Source organism: Pseudomonas sp. FG98, assembly GCF_057808595.1.
Window position 1 is genome coordinate 78,899 of sequence record NZ_JBMDIJ010000014.1, and the last position, 19,078, is coordinate 97,976.

7 protein-coding genes are annotated in these 19,078 nt (G+C 64.1%); 5 read left to right on the top strand and 2 right to left on the bottom strand.

Annotated features, from left to right (window positions below; genetic code table 11):
- Positions 1 to 46: 46 nt before the first annotated feature.
- Both lpxO and ACODSK_RS12330 read right to left on the bottom strand, forming a co-directional pair.
- Complete coding sequence (gene lpxO / locus ACODSK_RS12325) at positions 47 to 946, bottom strand: lipid A hydroxylase LpxO (protein ID WP_489016345.1); 900 nt, start codon at positions 944 to 946, stop codon at positions 47 to 49.
- A gap of 158 nt (positions 947 to 1,104) precedes the next feature.
- Positions 1,105 to 1,629 (bottom strand): AidA/PixA family protein, encoded by a 525-nt coding sequence (locus tag ACODSK_RS12330; RefSeq protein ID WP_489016324.1) that lies wholly within the window; start codon positions 1,627 to 1,629, stop codon positions 1,105 to 1,107.
- 363 nt (positions 1,630 to 1,992) lie between these two features.
- Between ACODSK_RS12330 and ACODSK_RS12335 the strand changes: the two genes are divergently transcribed.
- The 5 genes from ACODSK_RS12335 (at position 1,993) to ACODSK_RS12355 (ending at position 19,023) form a co-directional block, all read left to right on the top strand.
- Positions 1,993 to 3,552, top strand: coding sequence for a sensor domain-containing diguanylate cyclase (locus ACODSK_RS12335; RefSeq protein WP_489016326.1), 1,560 nt, complete (start codon positions 1,993 to 1,995; stop codon positions 3,550 to 3,552).
- Between the two features lie 129 nt (positions 3,553 to 3,681).
- Entirely contained in the window at positions 3,682 to 9,252 is a 5,571-nt protein-coding gene (locus tag ACODSK_RS12340) for a Tc toxin subunit A (protein ID WP_489016328.1), read from the top strand.
- A 108-nt stretch (positions 9,253 to 9,360) separates the two neighbouring features.
- Positions 9,361 to 12,816 carry a Tc toxin subunit A gene (locus ACODSK_RS12345; RefSeq protein ID WP_489016329.1) on the top strand — a complete coding sequence of 1,152 codons (3,456 nt, stop codon included), beginning with the start codon at positions 9,361 to 9,363 and terminating at the stop codon, positions 12,814 to 12,816.
- Positions 12,758 to 14,953, top strand: coding sequence for an Ig-like domain-containing protein (locus tag ACODSK_RS12350; protein ID WP_489016331.1), 2,196 nt, complete (start codon positions 12,758 to 12,760; stop codon positions 14,951 to 14,953). The genes ACODSK_RS12345 and ACODSK_RS12350 overlap by 59 nt, the downstream gene beginning before the upstream one ends.
- On the top strand, positions 14,950 to 19,023 hold the full coding sequence (locus ACODSK_RS12355; RefSeq protein WP_489016333.1) for a Tc toxin subunit A-related protein: 4,074 nt from the start codon (positions 14,950 to 14,952) through the stop codon (positions 19,021 to 19,023). Before ACODSK_RS12350 ends, ACODSK_RS12355 begins: the two co-directional genes overlap by 4 nt.
- Positions 19,024 to 19,078: the final 55 nt, after the last annotated feature.

Genomic DNA, 19,078 nt, shown 5'->3' on the forward strand with positions numbered 1-19,078 from the left:
CAGGCCTGACACAGAAACCTGTGGGAGCTGGCTTGCCAGCGATAGCTCAGATATAGATGAACACCAAGGCAATCGCCGCCACCACCGCCCATTTCTCGGCGTAGTAACGCGCGCGGTTGCGCTTCTTCAGCGCCTTGCCGCGCTCGCGGATCTTGTAGATGCGGGTGAACAGCCGGTTGATCCCGCCGGTCTTGTCCCCGGCATCGTTCGGTGCGGCGGCCGCAGCCATGACATTGGCACTGAACCAGCGGTTGAACGCCGTCGCCCAGCGGTACTTCAGCGGCCGCTCGACGTCGCAGAACAGGATCACCCGGTTGTGTTCGGTCTGGTTGGCGGCGTAGTGGATGTAGGTTTCGTCGAACATCACCGCCTCGCCGTCACGCCAGTGGTAGTTCTCGCCATCGACGCAGATGTAGCAGGCTTCGTCGTTCGGCGTGTCCAGACCCAGGTGATAGCGGTAGGAACCGGCATAGGGGTCGCGGTGGCGCACCAGCTTCGAACCCGGTGGCAGGGTGGCGAACATCGCCGCCTTGACCGTGCCGATGCCTTGCAGCAGTTCGGTGGTGCGCGGGCACAGCTTCATCGCCGAAGGGTGACTTTCGCCGTACCACTTCAGGTAAAAGCGCTTCCAGCCACTCTTGAAGAACGAGTTGAAACCGACGTCGTCGTAGTTCTGCGAGCTCTTGATCTCGCCGCCATGCAGCAGTTGCAGGGCTTCTGCGCGGATCTCCTGCCAGTTGTCCTGCAGCGGCTTGAGCTCGGGGAAGGACTCGGTGGGCAGGTACGGCTTGGCCGGCAGTTTCGAGAACAGGTAAAGGAAGGCGTTGACCGGGGCCAGGAAGCTGGAGTGGTCACCCAACTGGCGGGTGAGCTTGTGCCGCACGCGGCCGCGCAGGTGCACGTAGGCGATGGAGACGACGAACAGCAGGACGATGAAGATTTTCATGGGCGGGTACTTGTCGATGTGGCGATGCGCCATGGCATAAGCCCGCCAGCATAATCAATTGGCCCGTGGGTTTGTACAAAATGTTGCGGGGGTGGGGGGAGACCTTGGTGCAATGGCCCACCCCGCTGGGGGCGCGGGGTGAGCCGTTTCAGCAGGGCTTACTGGGTGATGGTGATGAAGGGGTCCCAACTGAACGGGTTCTGGTTGAGGTTCTTGCCGGTCGAGTCGAGCAGGTAGAACTCGATCTGGTAGTTGAGCTTGCCGGGGATCGCGGCGTTGGCCTGCCAGTAGCTGACGGTGACTTCGGTGTAACCGAACTGGGTATTGCCTTGTTCCTTCATGTACGGCACGAGCATTTCAGACGGCGTCACCAGTTCGATGTTGGACAGCTTGCCGGTTTCGTTCTGGGCCGGGTTGCCCTGGTAGACGCTGCTGATCACTGCGGAGATATCGGCGTTGCGCGACAGGGTGGTGGCGCGCCAGCGGATGATGTCGTTCTTCTTGACGTCGATCCACAGCTCGTTGCCGCCGTCCTGGTAGGCCGGGCCCTGGCCTGCGGCGTTCGGGTCCACCTGACTGCGCTGGGCCAGAAGGAACACCGCGTTGCTTGTATTACCGGTTTTCAGCAGGTAATCGGCGTCGACGACCAGCAGCACGTCGATGGTATTGGTTGTTCCGGACATGCATCACGCTCCATGAGTGTTGGGTTGACAAGGCGACCTCACCCCGATGGGTGCATCCCGGCCCCCGGTCCTTGGGTGCGGTCGCGGTCTCAAGCATGGTTGATGGCCATATGCTGTCAATTTTCCCGAGGTGACGGGCGCCTGACGGTGGTGTCGTGCTGCTCGTGCATCTTGTTGAATTGTCTGACGATGGGCTGAACTCTCCCGTCAGGACAGGCTGTTATCCGACAGTATCCCTGGCTGAAGGCTCACGACATCCGACGGCAACTCCCTGGGGTTTTTGCTGTCGTAGGCCGGCTCGCGGCAACTGCCTACAGCAATTGTTCTATCGTTCTGAGGACCGTCGGACCGGACAAGGACCCAATGACTTTCAAGCACATCGACCTGCGCAAGATCATCCTGCTGTTTGCCCTGGTCACTGCCGGGGTGACCCTGGCCAACAGCTTCTATGCGGCGCGTCAGGTGCAGCACCAGGTCCTGGTGGACAATGCCCTGGAAGCCAACCGCGCCTACGCCGCCAAGGTGGCGTCGAGCATCGAGGCGTTTCTGCTTTCCGCCCAGCAGCAACTGGCCTACAGCGTCGGCCAGATGAGTCGTGATTTCGGTGATCCGCGCCTGCTGCATGCCGAGGCGAAACGCATCCAGGAGCAGGACCAGGGCTTCAACGCCATCACCGTCGTCGACGCCACCGGCCATGTGCTCGCCGCCTGGCCGCCGTCGTTGCTGCATGACGGCCAGGCCCTGACCTCCAGTGGCGCCGAGCACGCGCTCAACAGCCGAGTGCCGTTGATCAGCGATGCCTACACCTCCAGCACCGGCAACCTGGTGGTATTCATCTCCCACCCGCTGTTCGACGAGAACAAGCGCTACCTCGGCTTTGTCGGCGGCGCCGTGTACCTGCGGGAAAAGGGCATCCTGCACACCCTGATCAGCAACCATTTCTACCGCGACGGCACCCTCAGCTACGTCGTCGACAACAACCGGCGCCTGCTCTATCACCCGCAGTTCGACCGGGTCGGCAGCGTGGTGGGAGAGAACCGTGTGGTGGATCAACTGCTGGCCGGGGAGAGCGGTGCCATGCCGGTCACCAATACCCAGGGCGTGGACATGCTCGCCGGTTTCGCCAGCATTCCCCTGACCCACTGGGGCGTGGTTTCGCAAAAGCCCTACCGCGACACCGTGGCCCCCCTGGACCGGCTGATGTGGCAGATGCTCTGGGGCACCGCGCCGGTAGGCGTACTCGGCCTGATCGGGATCTGGTGGATGACCCTGCTGATCACCCGGCCGCTGCGCCAACTGGCGGACAACGCCAACGCGATGAACGCCAGCAGCTCGCCGCAGCGTATCCGCGATGTCCGCGCCTGGTACTTCGAGGCCGACCACATCAAGCGCGCGCTGCTGCGCGGGATCGATGTCATGCAGGAACGCATGGGCCGCCTCAATCTGCAGGCGCAGACCGACCCGCTGACCGGGCTGTTCAACCGCCGGGCGCTGGGCGAAGCGCTGGAGGTCATGGACGGGCGCCAGCAGGGCTTCGCGGTGATTGCCCTGGATGTCGACCACTTCAAGGCGATCAACGACGGCCATGGGCACGATGTTGGCGATGAAGTGCTGGCCCGCTTGGCCGGTGTCCTGCGCGAATGTTCGCGGCAGGGCGACCTGGCGTTTCGCTTGGGTGGCGAGGAGTTTCTCCTGCTGTTGCCGGACACCGCGCTCGGTGTGGCGGGGGAGATCGCCGAGCGCTTGCGCCGGCAGGTGGAAATGACCCGGATCGAGCCGGTGGGACGGGTCACCGTGTCCCTGGGCGTGGCCTGCCGAACTCCCGGCGCCGAGGGCGGCGACGTGCTGAAACGCGCGGATGAACTGATGTATATGGCCAAGCAAGGCGGGCGCAATCGCGTGACCACGGATGTGACGGGCTGAGACAGACGCTCTGTTCCGGGGCTTGCGCCGCTACCTGATATTTCTGTCAGTAGCGGGAAATCCAGCGACTGATTAGCTTCATCGAATCCGTGGCCGCCAAGGCTGCGCAACGCGATGGAGACCCTGCCCATGGCCCGGCGCAAGGCAGCACCGTTCAGTGATTCCCTGACCCGTATCGCCAACCGTCCGGAGCAGGCCGAGCAGTTGTTGCAGGCCGGCTTCGGCTCTGCGCTCGCCATCGCCCGCGGCAGCGTGGACAGCCTGATGAAGCTGGCGCCCGGCCTGTCCGGTGACGAGGCCCGGCGCCTGCACCAGCGCGCCAGCGCCCTCGCGGTACTGGCTGCACGGCACTACCGCGAGCAACGCCTGACTGCCAGCGCCGCTACCCGCCAACCCTGGCAGACCGGCCTGCGTGCGCTGGTCGATGGGCCGACCTTCGAAAACCAGTTCAGCCCCAGCTGGGAAGAAAACTGTCCGCCCGGTTCGATCGAGGCCACCACCTCGCCGGCGGCCTACCTGACCGCATTGTTCCAGTGGGCGACCCAGGTGATCGAGCCCATGGCCAACACCGAGGAGGATCAGCCGATCCTGCTCGCCGAACGGCGCCCCGACCTGGCGGCGCTGGTTCTCGACAACCACAGCCTGGAGCGGGTCGAACCGACCATCGGCATCGTTAACGAGATCCTCGAGAACGCGGCGCGCAAGCATCTTGACGACCATAACCTCAAGGATCGCAGCGTCGACGACGCGCTGCTGGAGACGCGCTATCCGCTGGGCCTGCCGTTCGAACGCTACATATCGCAGATCAACCGCATCCTTCAGGAAAACAGCTACGGCCTGGGCGATCTGGTGCGCCAGCTTGATCCCGAGTTCCCCTACTTCTGCCGTGGCGGCCTGCATTCGTTGCGCTCCGACGACGCTTTGCAACTGGACACGGCGCTGGGGCCGGAGCAGCGCGCCTTGCTCCTTGAGGCTGCGTACTTTCCCCGTGGCGCACGACGGGTGAGCGCTCGCTCGGTACAGACCCGGATCAGCCCGCGCACGGGGCTGCGCGAGTCGTTGCATGCCTTGCAGGCCAGCTTCTTCATGCGCCATTACGGTGTGGAGAAGGCCGAAGACCTGTTGCCGCTGAGTGCTTTCTGCTTGCGCACCGGCCTCAACCAGGATGGCATCGAGTCGCTGCTGTCGATCCAGCTCCATGCCCCGGTGGCCTCACCGAATGTGCCCGGCCTGGAAGCGCCGAGCCCGGCCCGGTTCGGCTCGGTGTATATCAACGCCGGGAGCGAGCCGACGCTTGGCGTGACCAGCAGTACTGGCGAGCACAGCTTGAGCGACTGGAGCAACGATCACTTCGATCGCATGCAGCGCATGATTCGCTTGTCACACTGGCTGGAGCTGCCGTTTGGCGAAGCCGACCAGTTGCTCGATGCGGCCCTGCAAGCGGAATACGGCAGTGGCGTGCGTGACCGGGAAATCAGCGAGAACACCTTGCGCGCCCTGGGCCTGTTCCGGCGCCTGCGCCGCGATTTCAAGGTCAGTGCCGAGGACTTTGCCGCGCTGCTGCAAGGGATTGCCTTGTATGCCCGGGGCAGCGAGATTCCCCAGTTCGACCGGGTGTTCAACGACCCGGCGCTGTTCAGCGAGCCGCTGGTGCTGGACGGCAGCCCGTTCAATATCGTGCCGAGCAACCAGACCGAGTACCACAAGGTCCAGCATCTGTGCACGGCGCTGGGCATCGACTACGAGACCTATCTGTACCTGGCCCGTTGCATCGCCCAGGCCCGGGGCGAAGAACGGATGCGGGAAAATCGCCAGGACGAAACCCTGTACTGGTCGCATGCCGTGGTATCCGCCTTCTACCGGCTGGCCCGGCTGCCGGCGTGGCTGGGCCTGAGCAGCATCGAGGCATTGGCCTTGCTGCAACTGCTCGGCGAGCGTGGCCACCAGTATGTCTCGCGGCTGGTACGCACCCGGCTGGCGATCCATCAGCACAGCGACCTGAGCGATACCCTCAGCGTGATCCAGTCGCTGGCCGATGCCGTGCAATGGTGCCGTGAGCACGAGCTGAGCGTGAGCTGGCTGTACCAGCACCTGATGCCGCTGGCGCCGGTGGCTGCGGCCAGCGACCGCGAGCTGGACCTGCTGCGCCAGATCAACGGGCGCATGCTCCCGGCGATCCTCGACGAGGCAGTGTTCCGCGAGGCCGGTATTCCCATGCAGTCCGGTGTCGACATCCCCACGCCCATCGACTGGTTGCAGCAGTTGCAGGCCTTCGTCTCGGCACAGGGGCTGATCCTCGAGCTGGAGGGTTATCCGAGCAACGACGACTACGAAGCGGCGCTGAAGCAGCGTCTGCAAGCGATAGTCAATGACCTTGAGCTGCCTGACGGCCCGCATGTGCTGGTGCGGGTGTTCCAGCTGGTGATGGACGCTCGTTCGGCGCAGCAGAGCCTGGTCTGGGAGTCGTTGGCCAGTACCTTCGGCGGCAGTGCCGAGTTGAACCAGGAGGTGCTGGCCTGGGCAGGTGGCAGCAGCTATCAGTTGCTGGGTGAGGTATTGCGCCTGTTCGATGGGCAGACCGAGCCGCAACCGATTCCCATCGGTGACGATGTGCTGGCGTTGTTCGCCCGCCTCAACCAGCGCATGGGCATCGTCGAGCAGCTCAGTCTCAGTCCGCTGGCGTTGCGCAGCTGGCGCCTGCACCCTGCCTGGTTCGAGGGACCAGGTGGTGCCGACAGTGGCGAGATCAGTTTCGCCCGTGTGCATTTGCTGGTGCAGTACCGCTACCTGCTGGCCTTTATCGGCCAGGCCGAACAGGCATTGCTGGACTACCTCAAGCTGGTCGACAACCTGCCGCCGGATCTGACCGAGCAGGACCTGCAACTGATCCGCGAGGATGCTGCGGGCAAGGTCGCAGCGTTCACCGGCTTTGGCATTCGCGACATTCTCGAGACTGCCCTGGAGATCACCGAGCACGGCTTCGTGGCCACGTTGCGCCAGCTCGATCACCTGGTGCGTGTACGTCAGGTCTGCACCACGCTGAAGCTGGGCAGCGACGCGGCGCTGGAGCTGAGCCGACTGCGCAGCGACAGCCCGCGCACGGAGTATCGCAGTGCCGCAGAAAAGGCCCTGGGCAGCCTGCAGCAGGACGTCGGCCAGGCACCGCCGATGCATGGCGAACTGGGCCAGAGCGAGGCGTCGTGGATCGTTGTCGATACCGTGACCCTGGTGGCGAAATCCGGCGGCAAGGCACGTTGCCGGTTGACCGTGAAGAACTTTCTCGGGCAGCCACTGGAGGGCATTACGGTCACCTGGGAAACCAATCTGTCGAGCATGGATCTGTCGCTGCCCTTGGTCACCGACGAGAACGGCCAGGTGGAAAACGACCTGCTCGCCGGCCAGGAGATGGGGGCTGCCCAGGTCATCGCCCGCTATGGCCTTGATCGGCAGATTCTCGCGCCGTTGATCGTGATCGACTGCGATGAAATCGAGCTGCACTTCAAGGACCCGGTTCATGCGCCGGAGGAGGCCATGGCGGGCAACCTGGAAGTGATCGAATACCGCGTCCAGGTGCTCGACAAGCTGGGCAATGCGGGGCGTGACCGGGTGGTGGAATGGAGCACCGACCTGGGAACCCTTGAACGTCCGCAGACCCGTACCGATGCCGATGGTTTTGCCAGCGCGCGGTTGCGCAGCCTGTCTTCCGGGCCAGCCCTGGTGATCGCCGGGCTGCCGGTTAACGGCGAGCAGCACAAGTACCCGGCGGTGACCTTCCTGGAGCAGGAATACTTCCAGTACGTGCGCTTCAGCGGTCCGGTGGCGGCTACCCAGGAGACCGTGGCAACGGCACGGGTGGTCAACCTCGATGGCACCCCGGAACGTCGGGTGACGGTGCTGTGGTCGGCGGACACCGGAGGCTTCGTCGAGGAGCCCGCCAAGAGCATCACAGCTGATGACGGAATTGCCGTGATCCACTACCTCAGCCCGGAGGCGGGGGAGGTCACGCTGACCGTCAATGCGATCTACAACCATCAACCCTTGTTGCCACTGTCGTCCAAGCGCACCACCATCCACGAGTTGCCGAGGCTGGTGGAAATGGAACCGGCGCAGCAGTTCTACTCCGCCTACCAGGTGCTGCCGGCCATGTTCCGGGTGCGCCTGGAGCCCGCAGCGGCGGGCTACCCGGTGACCTGGTGGGACGGTGAGGAGCTGCTGGCGACCACCTACACCAGTGCCGACGGTTCGGCCGGGTACCAGACCCGCTACACCGAGGAGCAACTCGGCGAGCACACCATCACCGTGCGCTCGGTGCGCGCGGGCGATCAGTTCGACTTCAAGGTCAACGTCGTGGTGCCACATACGCGCCTGGTTGCGCAGCCCGGACCGGACAGCCCGGGCATTGTGCTTGCCGAAGCAGAGCGCTGGGTCTTTGCCGTCGACCCCGGGCTGTCGTCCGAGCTGCAGGTCTTCGCCGAGCGTATCGATGGAGTCGGTGATGACGAGGCACGGCTGACCTTCAGCCTGGAAAACTATGCGGATCCGGTGGCGTTGGGCGTAGTGTTCGACCCACCCCTGGGTGAAACGATCTTCTGCGACATCGATGGCAAGGTCTCGCTGAAGATCGACTGCACCAATGCCGCCTTCCTGGCCAACAGCGACCCGCATAACAACCACATAAGGCTGATCGTTACGTCCAACCTCGGGGTTACGCTCGGCATCTGGGTCGGCTTGCGCTATCTGCTGGACCTGGAAAAAAGTGCGCTGCATTTCTTCCGTGCAGAGAACAAGGCCGGGCTGTCAGGTTATCTGCGCCGACATAACGGCACGGTGCCGCCGGTCTTGCGCGAGGGGCAAAAAACACTTCGGCTGACGCTGGATGGGGCGAACGATCCGCTGGATGTGCAGCTGTTTACCCATGGCGAGGACGTGCTCGGGGTCTTTGCGCCCTTGTTTACCGGTGCGACAGAGCAGCTTGGATCGAGTTGCAGTTTCACCGCGCTGGGGGATTTGGTGAAGCGCGTGCATTTCGTTGGGGCGAATGTCTTCGAGGCGGATCGGATCATCAGCGATGCCACGATGAGCCTGGTAGTGGATGAAGGTTCGGGTCTGTTCCCAAACGGCGATGGTTTCGTTGTGGATCAAGGAGGAATCACGCGCCTCACCCTACAACTGAGCGATGCCGAAGAGCCGCTCGCCGGAGTGACGCTCGCCGCTGATATGACGCTAAATGGCATCGAATGCCGCAGTAGCGGACCTACCGACGAGCAAGGGCGGACCTCCATCGAGATCGATACCCGAAGTGCCGCTGTGAAAGCGTCGCTCACCCTGCCTATGGGGCTTGCTGACTTTTACCAGGCGTCGGAGATGAGAGTCTGGGAAGTGGCTGTCACCACCATGAGCGTCAGCCTGGCGGAAGAAGACCGAGTCCAGGCACCTACCCGCTTCGTTCGCCGGGAGGGGCGGCTGTTCAGTTATTTGGAATATGGCTGGAGCATGGTCCACCGATGTGGTGAAAACGGTTATCAGGCGTCGTACCACGCGACGCCTGAGGAGTTGGCCATAGCACCTTCGGTAGTGAGACCGAGGCTGCCGGCTGTCATGAGCGTTACGTTGTTGTATGAGATCAGCGAAATCGTCTGGCTTATCGGCGAGACCCACGTCGATGTCACCGAAGATACGCCACGGGCAGATGAGTCATGAACTCGCTGCGCTACCTGTCATTTCTGCTAGTAGCGCAATCCCCCGTGACTGATTAGCGTCATCCAACAGCCGGCCCGATCGGCTCGCGCAACGATGGAGACCCTGCCCATGGCCCGGCGCAAGGCGACACCTTTCAGTGATTCCCTGACCCGTATCGCCAACCGTCCGGATCAGGCCGAGCAGTTGTTGCAGGCCGGCCTCGGCTCTGCGCTCGCCATCGCCCGCAGCAGCGTGGACAGCCTGATGAAGCTGGCGCCCGGCCTGTCCGGTGACGAGGCCCGGCGCCTGCACCAGCGCGCCAGCGCCCTCGCGGTATTGGCGGCGCGGCACTACCGCGAGCAACGCCTGATTGCCAGCGCCGCTACCCGCCAACCCTGGCAGACCGGCCTGCGCGCGCTGGTCGATGGGCCGACCTTCGAAAACCAGTTCAGCCCCAGCTGGGAAGAAAACTGTCCGCCCGCTTCGATCGAGGCCACCACCTCGCCGGCGGCCTACCTGACCGCGTTGTTCCAGTGGGCGACCCAGGTCATCGAGCCCATGGCCAATACCGAGGAGGACCAGCCGATCTTGCTCGCCGACCGGCGCCCCGACCTGGCGGCGCTGGTCCTCGACAACCACAGCCTGGAGCGGGTCGAACCGACCATCGGCATCGTCAACGAGATCCTCGAAAGCGCGGCGCGCAAGCACCTCGACGACCACAACCTCAAGGATCGCAGTGTCGACGATGCGCTGCTGGAGACGCGCTATCCGCTGGGTCTGCCGTTCGAACGCTACATGTCGCAGATCAACCGCATCCTCCAGAGCAAGGACTATGGCCTGGGCGATCTGGTGCGCCAGCTCGACCCGGAATTTCCCTATTTCTGCCGCGGCGGCCTGCATTCGCTGCGCTCCGACGACGCTTTGCAACTGGACACCGCGCTGGGGCCGGAGCAGCGCGCCTTGCTTCTCGAAGCGGCGTACTTTCCCCGTGCTGCGCGGCGGGTCAGTGCCCGCTCGGTACAGACCCGGATCAACCCGCGCACGGGGCTGCGCGAGTCGTTGCATACCTTGCAGGCTGGCTTCTTCATGCGTCACTACGGCGTGGCCAAGGCCGAGGACCTGTTGCCCCTGAGCGCCTTCTGCCTGCGCACGGGACTCGACCAGGATGGCGTCGAGTCGCTGCTGTCGATCCAGCGCCATGCTCCGGTGGCCTCGCCGAATGTACCCGGTCTGGACGCTCCGAGTCCGGCCCGGTTCGGTTCGGTGTATGTCAACGCCGGGAGCGAGCCGACCATCGGTGTTAGCAGCGTCGACAACTCGCACCGGCTGAGTGATTGGAGAAACCACCATTTCGACCGCATGCAGCGCATGATCCGCCTCGCGCGCTGGCTGGAACTGTCGTTTGGCGAAGCCGACCAGTTGCTCGATGCTGCCCTGCAAGCCGAATACGGCAGCGGCGTGCGCGACCGGGAAATCAGCGAGAACACCCTGCGCGCCCTGGGGCTGTTCCGTCGCCTGCGTCGCGACTTCAAGGTCAGCGCCGAGGACTTTGCCGCGCTGTTGCATGGCCTGGCGCTGTATGCCCGGGGCAGCGAGACTCCCCAGTTCGACCGGGTGTTCAACGACCCGGCACTGTTCAGCGAGCCGCTGGTACTGGATGGCCGTGCATTCAGCATCGCTCCCGGCACCGAGGCCGAGTATCGCAAGGTCCATCACCTGTGTGCGGCCCTGGGGATCGACTACGAAACCTATCTCTATCTCGCTCGCTATATCGCCCAGGCCTGGAGCGAGCAGGCCACGCCCGATGGCGAACAGGGCGAAACGCTGTACTGGTCCCATGCGGTGGTCTCGGCTTTCTACCGGCTGGCCCGGCTGCCGGCGTGGCTGGGCCTGAGCAGCATCGAGGCACTGGCCTTGCTGCAACTGCTCGGCGAGCGCGGGCATCAGTACGTCTCGCGCCTGGTACACACCCGGCTGGCGATCCATCAGCACAGCGAGCTGGGCGATACCCTCAGCGTGATCCAGTCGCTGGCCGATGCGGTGCAGTGGTGCCGCGAGCACGAGCTCAGCGTCAGTTGGCTGTACCAGCACCTGATGCCACTGGCGCCGGTCGCCGCAGCCAGCGACCGCGAGCTGGACCTGCTGCGCCAGATCAACGGACGCATGCTGCCGACCATCCTCAACGAGGCGGTGTTCCGCGATGCCGGCCTGCCGATGTTCTCCGGCGTCGACCAGCCCACACCCATCGAATGGCTGACGCAACTGCAGGACTTCGTCTCCGCCCAGGGGCTGATCCGCGAGCCGGACCCCTACCTCGACAACGAGGCATACGAGGCAGCGCTGCAAGTGCATCTGGTCACGGTGATGGACAACCTCGAACTGGAGAACGCTCCGCGGCTCATCCTGACGGTGTTTCGGCTGGTGATGGACGCGCGCTCGGCCCAGCACAGCCTGGTCTGGGAGTCGCTAGCCAGTACTTTCGGTGGCAGCGCCGAACTGAGTCAGGAGGTGCTGGCCTGGGCGGGTGGCAGCGGCTACCAGTTGCTCGGCGAAGTGCTGCGCTTGTTCAACGGCGAGACCGATCCCTTGTCGATCCCTGTCGGTGACGACGTGCTGGCGCTGTTCGCCCGGTTCGCCCTGCGCATGGGCATCGTCGAACAGCTCAGCCTCAGCCCACTGGTGCTGCGCACCTGGCGCCTGCACCTCGACTGGTTCGAGGGCGCAGGCACGACCGACAGCGGAGCGGTCACCTTCGCTCGCCTGCACCTGCTCACCCAGTACCGCTACCTGCAAGCGTTCACCCGGCAGGACGAGAAAGCCTTGCTGGACTACCTGAAACTGGTCAACAGCCTGCCACCGGACCTGACCGAACAGGACCTGCAACTGATCCGCGAGGATGCCGCCGGCAAGGTGGCGGCGTTCACCGGCTTCGGCATCCGCGACATCCTCGAGACCGCACTGGAAATCACCGAGCATGGCTTCGTCACCACGTTGCGCCAGCTCGATCACCTGGTTCGGGTACGTCAGGCCAGCACTCACCTGCAACTGGGCAGCGATGCGGCCCTGCAACTGGGCCGGCTGCGTGGTAACAGCCCGCGCGCGGAGTACCGCGCAGCCGCCGAGAAGGCCCTGAGCAGCCTGCTGGAGCAGGGCGAAGGGCCACGGCCGTCGACCGAGGGCGAACTGGGCCAGAGCGAAGCGTCGTGGATGGTGGTGGACAAGGAAGTGCTGGTGGCCAAGGTCGACGACAAGGCGCGCTTGCTGTTGACCGTGCGCGACTTCCTCGGTCGGCCGCTGGCAGGCATCACGGTCACCTGGCACACCGACTTTTCGACCCTGGGCGCGCCGTCATCGATCACCACCGACGAAAACGGCCAGGTGCACAACGAGCTGCTGGCCGGTGACGAAATGGGCACCGCCCAGGTCATCGCCCGCTTCGGGCTGGACCGGCAGATCCTTGCTACCCCTGGTGGTGATCGACTGCGAGGAGGCCTCTCTGAGCATCAAGGATCCGGTGTGTGCGCCCATGGAGGCGCTGGCCGGCAACCTGGCGGTGATCGAATACCGCCTGCGCCTGGAGGATGACCACGGCAACCCCGGGCGCGACCGCATGGTGCAATGGAGCACCGACCTGGGGATCTTCGAGCGCCCGCAGACCCGCACCGATGCCGACGGCTTTACCAGTGCCCGGTTGCGCAGCCTGTCTTCCGGGCAGGCCGTGGTGTTCGCCGATCTGCCGGTCAATGGCGAGCAGTATGAATACGATGCGGTGACCTTCCTCGAGCAGCCGTACTTCCAGTACGTGCGCTTCAGCGGTCCGGTGGCGGCTACCCAGGAGGTCATGGCCAGGGCACGGGTGGTCAACCTTGACGGCACCCCGGAGCGCCGCGTGACCGTACTGTGGTCGGCCGACACTGGAGGTTTCGTCGAGGAGCCCGGCAAGAGCATCACCGACGATGACGGGATCGCCGTGATCCACTACCTCAGCCCGGAGGCGGGGGAGGTCACGCTGACCGTCAATGCCATTCACAACACTCAAACCTTGCTGCCGCTGACGTCCGAGCGCACGACCATCCACGAGTTGCCGAGGCTGGTGGAGATGGAACCGGAGGAACAGTACTTCGTGGTCGACCAGCCACATGCGGCGAAATTCAACGTGCGCCTGGAGCCGGCCGCAGCGGGCTACCCGGTGACCTGGTGGGCAGGCGACGTGCTGCTGGCAACGACCTACAGCAGCGCCGACGGGGCCGCGAGCTACCAGCGGCATTTCAACCAGAGCCATCTGGGCGAGCAGGTCGTCAGCGTGCGTTCACTGCGCGAGGGCGATCAGTTCGATTTTCGGGTCAAGGTGGTCGCGCAGCATGACCGCCTGGTCGTGGAAGTGGACCCGCATGACCCCGGCATCGTTCTGGTCGAGGAGGCACGGCTGGTGTTCGCGGTCGATCCCGGGTTGTCCTCCGGGTTGCTGGTGACTGCCGAACGCGAGGATGGCAGCGGCGATGACGAGGCGCGCTTGACCTTCGACCTGGGCCAATACGCCGACCCGGCTGCCCTGGGGGTGGTGTTCGACCCGCCATTGGGTCAACCGATCAACTGCGACCCGCAAGGCCGGGCCAGGCTCAGGATCGATTGCACCAACGCAGCCTTCCTGCCGAGCAGCGATCCGCACAACAACCACATCCGTTTGCTGATCACCTCCAACCTGGGGGTGACCGTGGCTATCTGGGTCGGGCTGCGTTACCTGCTGGACCTGAAAAAAAGCGCGCTGTACCTGCTCAGGTGGAACGTCGAACCCGCCGCCGCGTTGCTCTTCTACGGCCGCCTGCAGCGTCGCAATGGCCAGGCCGCGCTGGCCCTGCGCGACAGTGCGCGCAGCCTGAGACTGACCCTGGACGGGGTGGCGCAGCCGGCTACCGCCAACCTGACCGTCGATCAGCCGGGCAGTTGCCATCTGCAGTCGGACACCTTCCTCGACAGTGCCGGCGAGGCCGGGACCCAGTGTCGTGTCGAGGCCCTGGGCGATCTGGTCAAGCGCGTGGAGTTCGTCGGTGGCAACCTCTACGACGTGCAACGATTCATCGACGCCGCCGCGCTGACCCTCAGCGCAATCGACCACCCGGGCCTGATTGAACTGGGGCAAGGGTTCGAGGCCGACCATGGCGATACCTACGGATTCACCCTGAGGCTGAGCACTACCGAAGGTCCCTTGTCCGGCGTGTTGCTGCGGCCCGCGCAGGCGCAGGTCAATGGCATGGCGTACAGCATTGGCGCTATCACTGGCGCCAACGGGCAGACGACCCTTTCCGCCGATTCCTCCGCAGCGGTGCTGGCGCAACCGCACGGGACTTCCATCGAACTGGGGCCTCTCTCCGTGGCATTGGACCTAAAAGTGAAGGAATGGGCCATGACGGAAATGTCTATCAGCATGGTCGGGCAAAACGAGGCTCGCCTCAGTGCGTCGTTCAGTCGCCGCGACGGTAAACGGTTCTTGGTCGATGGCTTCAACTGGACGGTTGGTTTCGACTCCTTGGCGGATGATTACCAGGTCACTGTCGCGCCGAAGCCGGACGGTTTCAGTATCACCGTGAATAATCTGCGGGTGTCCGTTCCAGGCAGCATGGTTTACCTCTACTACAACTCGCCTACCAGCGCTCGCGTGCGCTTCACGGGAGAGACAGCAATCTACGTTCCAGAAAGCCCGCTCGAGGGAGACGCCTCATGAACGCCATCTTCGCCAACCTCGCCGAGGACCACCGCGACGCCCTGGTCGCCTACTACCTCGGCCAGATCGTCCCGCAGCACCCGGTACCGGCCGGGCGTGGCCTGGTCACCGAGCAGGACCTGTACGAGTTCCTGCTGATCGACAACCAGGTCAGCGCCAAGGTCGATACCAGCCGCATCGCCATGGGCATGGCCAGCGTGCAGCTGTATCTCGCGCGGATCTTCACCGGTGTGGAACCAGGCTACCTGGACCTCGCCGATGGCAACGAGCAGCGACAGTGGCGGGTGGCGAAGAGCGAGTACTCGATCTGGGGCGCCAACCAGATGCTCCAGGACTACCCGGAAAACTACCTCGTTCCGGGCCTGCGCCTGAAGCAGACCGAAGCCTTCCGCGAGTTCATCGGCGATACCGAGCAGAGCCGGATTTCCCAGGATTCGGTGCAGCGCGCGCTGCAGCACTATCTGGACAAGTTCGAGCGGATCAGCAACCTGGAGGTCACCAGTGGCTATATCGATGGCATGGACTTCCGCAAGTCCGACTATTACTTCATCGGCCGGCAGAACGTCGAGCCGCGCGCATGGTTCTGGCGCAAGGCTGCGGTGTACTTCGGCGATGCCGAGGAGGGACGGGCGGAAGGCGACGATTACCTGAGCCCGACCGCCTGGGGCGAGTGGATGCCGGTGGAGGTGCCCAAGGGGCATGAAGTAGTGAACATGCGCCCGATGGTACTCGACGGGCGACTGTATGCGGTGTGGGGCGAGCACCGTCGCGAACAGCGACCCGTACCTGCCGCGCGCGCGGAGGTGCCGGGGCTGATGGAGGAGGTGTCGCGCTATGCGATCAAGCTTTCCTATCGCACGCTGGACGGGACCTGGTCGGTACCGATGACCTATGAGCTGTCGCTGGAGGAGGAGGTCAAGTACCCCCGGCTGTTCGCCTACGTCAACCACGCGGACCCTCAGGCGAAAAAGATCATCATCGGCTTTGCCGCCAACAAGGACCTGGCCATCGAGGGGCTTGCCCTGGATACGCGTTTCAACGTCCTGTATCAGGGGCTGGTGGCCAAGAAGGAGGGCGAAGGTGACACCCTGCTCGCCAGGTTGGTCAATGGCATCCGCTATTTCGTCGAGCCTGCGAATGTGTTGCAGCATCCGATGATGACGGACAAGTCCCAGAACACCCTGGTGCGTGAGGTCCCTGATGGCGAGCATGCCGTTGCCGGGCCGGTCAATGGCACGCTGCGCCTCAGTTGTGATCTCGGCGCGGGTCCGACAGGGTCGCAGCTCTGGCTGCAGGGGCGCTCCAGCCTGAGATTGGGCTATCAATACCCGAGCATTACCGAGTTCGAGATGCGCGCCTACCAAGGGGATACCGAGCTCTGGGCATTGCGCAGCAATGTCGAGCTCAATGGCTCCGTGCATAGTCCCTCGCGGATCCAGGCTCTTGGTGCCGAGCCTCTCACGGTTGTCGTCGGTTTCCCGGATCCGTTGCTCAATTCGTTCAATCAATACGAGATCGCCGTGCCGGTCGATTTGCCCAAGGCCCCGTTGCTGGTCACCAGTGGCGGTGGCCAGTACCTGGACCTGGAAAACCTCGGCTTGCAGGGCCTGCGCTATGTGCGCCTGAACACCCTGTTCGCCAAGGAGCTGGTGGCCCGGGCGATGGTGTCGGTGGATGCGCTGATCAGCTGGGACACCCAGCACATCGAGGAACCGAAGCTGCCGGGCTCCACGGACGTGCAGATCATGGACTTCCACGGCGCCAACGGTCGCTACTTCTGGGAGCTGTTCTTCCATATTCCCCATGCGCTGGCCTGGCGCCTGCACCACGAGTTCGACTTCCAGGGGGCCGAGCAGTGGCTGCACTACATCTTCAACCCGCAGGCACGGGTCAAGCCGACCAACCCGCCCAGCCCGTTCTACTGGGGCGTGCGCCCGCTGTCGGAGCCTGGGCGCGGCGAGTACGAGATCGACGGCATCGCTGACCCGGATGCCATCTGTTATTCAGAGCCCAGGCATTACCGCAAGGGCATCTTCGCCCTGTATGTGCGCAACCTGCTGGCCTACGGCGACCTGCTATACCGCCGGCTGACCCGGGATTCGCTCAACGAGGCCATGCTCAACTATGTCCGTGCCCTCAGCCTGCTCGGCCCGCGACCGGACAATCGCATGATCGGCCGCTGGCAGCCGGTGACCCTGGAGGAAGCGGCCAAGGCGGACGAAGGATTGTTCGCCGAGATCGAAACACAGTTGCCGCTGGGCCAGCCCCTGTTGCAGGCCTGCAATGGCACGCCCTGGCTGGAATTGCTGGATTCGCAGCGTTTCCGCCTGCCGGTCAATACCCATTTGCTCGATCTGTGGGACCAGTTGGAAAGCCGCGTGAGCAACCTGCGCAATAACCTGACCATCGACGGCAAGCGCCTGATGCTGCCGCTGTACGCCAAGCTGGCCGACCCCCTCGACCTGCTGCGTGCGCAGAACAGCGGCAGTGGCCTGATGCAGCGCAGCGTCGGCAGCCTGGCGCCAGTGCTGGCGTTCCGCTTCAATGCGCTGTTGCCGCGCCTGCAAGGCGCCGTGGAAACCCTCAGCCGCTTCGGCGAGCAGGTGCGCCTGTTCCGCGAAATGAAGGACCGCGCCCAGCAGGAAGAACTGCAACAGTCCCATGTCCTGGAGCTGTCGCAGTTCGCCCTCCAGTTGCAGGAAGTCGCCCTGGAGCAGGCCGATGCCACGCTGTTGGCGCTGGAGGCGAGCCGACGGGTGATCGACCAGCGGCGCGTGCACTACGAGGCGTTGGCTGATGAAAATGTGTCGGCTGCCGAGGAGCAGTCCATGGACCTGCATCGGCAGTCGTCGATCATCAGTGTCAGTAGCCAGGCGGTGGAGGCCACTGCCGGTTCGGTGAATACAGCGGCTTCGATCATCGCCACGGCATTTGGTGGCGGTCTGACCCAGGCCGGTGCCGTACTGCATTCCTCCGCACAGGTCATCAATGTCGCGGCGGGTGTCACCCGCCACCTGGGGGATCGTCTGGCAATCAGCGAACAATACCGCCGCCGCCAGCAGGAGTGGCTGCTGCAACGCGACCAGGCCGCCGCCGAGCTGGACACCATCGACGAGCAGATCGTCGCCCAGCGCAGTGCCATCGAGATGGTCAGGGTGCAGATCGCCCAGGCCGGCAAGGCCGAACAGCAGGCCCAGGATTACTACCGCTTCCTCAAGACCCGCAGCACCAATGCCGGCCTTTATCAATGGTTGCTGAGCCAGATGTCGACCTTCTACTACCAGGCCTACGACGCGGTGGTCGGCCTGTGCCTGAATGGCGAGGCCAGCTGGCAATACGAGATGGGCGACTACCAGACCCGCTTCATCCAGCCCAACGTGTGGTTCGACAACCACTTCGGCCTCACCGCCGGCGATGCCCTGCGCCTGCAACTGCTGCGCATGGAGTCGGCCTGGCTCAAGCGTTTCGAGCGTCGCCTGGAGCTGGTACGCACCGTGTCGCTTAAACAGTTGTTCAGCCAGCCTGGCAGCGATCGCAACTGGGACACCGTGCTGAACGACCTGATCGGCCAGGGCGTGGTCAATTTCGAGCTGGCGCCGAAGCTGTTCGACAGCGACTACCCGGGGCACTACCTGCGTCAACTGGTCAGTGTCTCGGTGTCGCTGCCGGCCCTGGTCGGGCCTTACCAGGATGTGCGTGCGGTACTCACCCAGGTCTCCAGCCGCACCGTGCTCAAGCCCGATCCACGGGCGATGAACGAGCTGTACAACCAGCCGGACAAGGACCCCACCAACATCCTCTACAACCCGCGGGCCAGCCAGAGCGTCTGCCTGTCCCGGGGGATCGACGACCACGGCATGTTCCAGCTCGACTTCAACGACCAGCGCTACCTGGCATTCGAGGGCACCGGGTTGATTTCGATGTGGGAGCTGAGGTTCCCGCGGCACGCCAAGGAGGAGCAGAAGGCGATGCTGGAAAGCCTCACCGACATCATCGTCCAGGTACGCTACACCGCCCTGGCCGGCGGGCCGGACTTCGTCAAGCATGTGGAGGGGTTGCTGGGGGATTGAGTGCTGCGGCAGGCGATGTATGCCTGCCCGGCCGTTTGCCTTTGAAGCGCTTTAT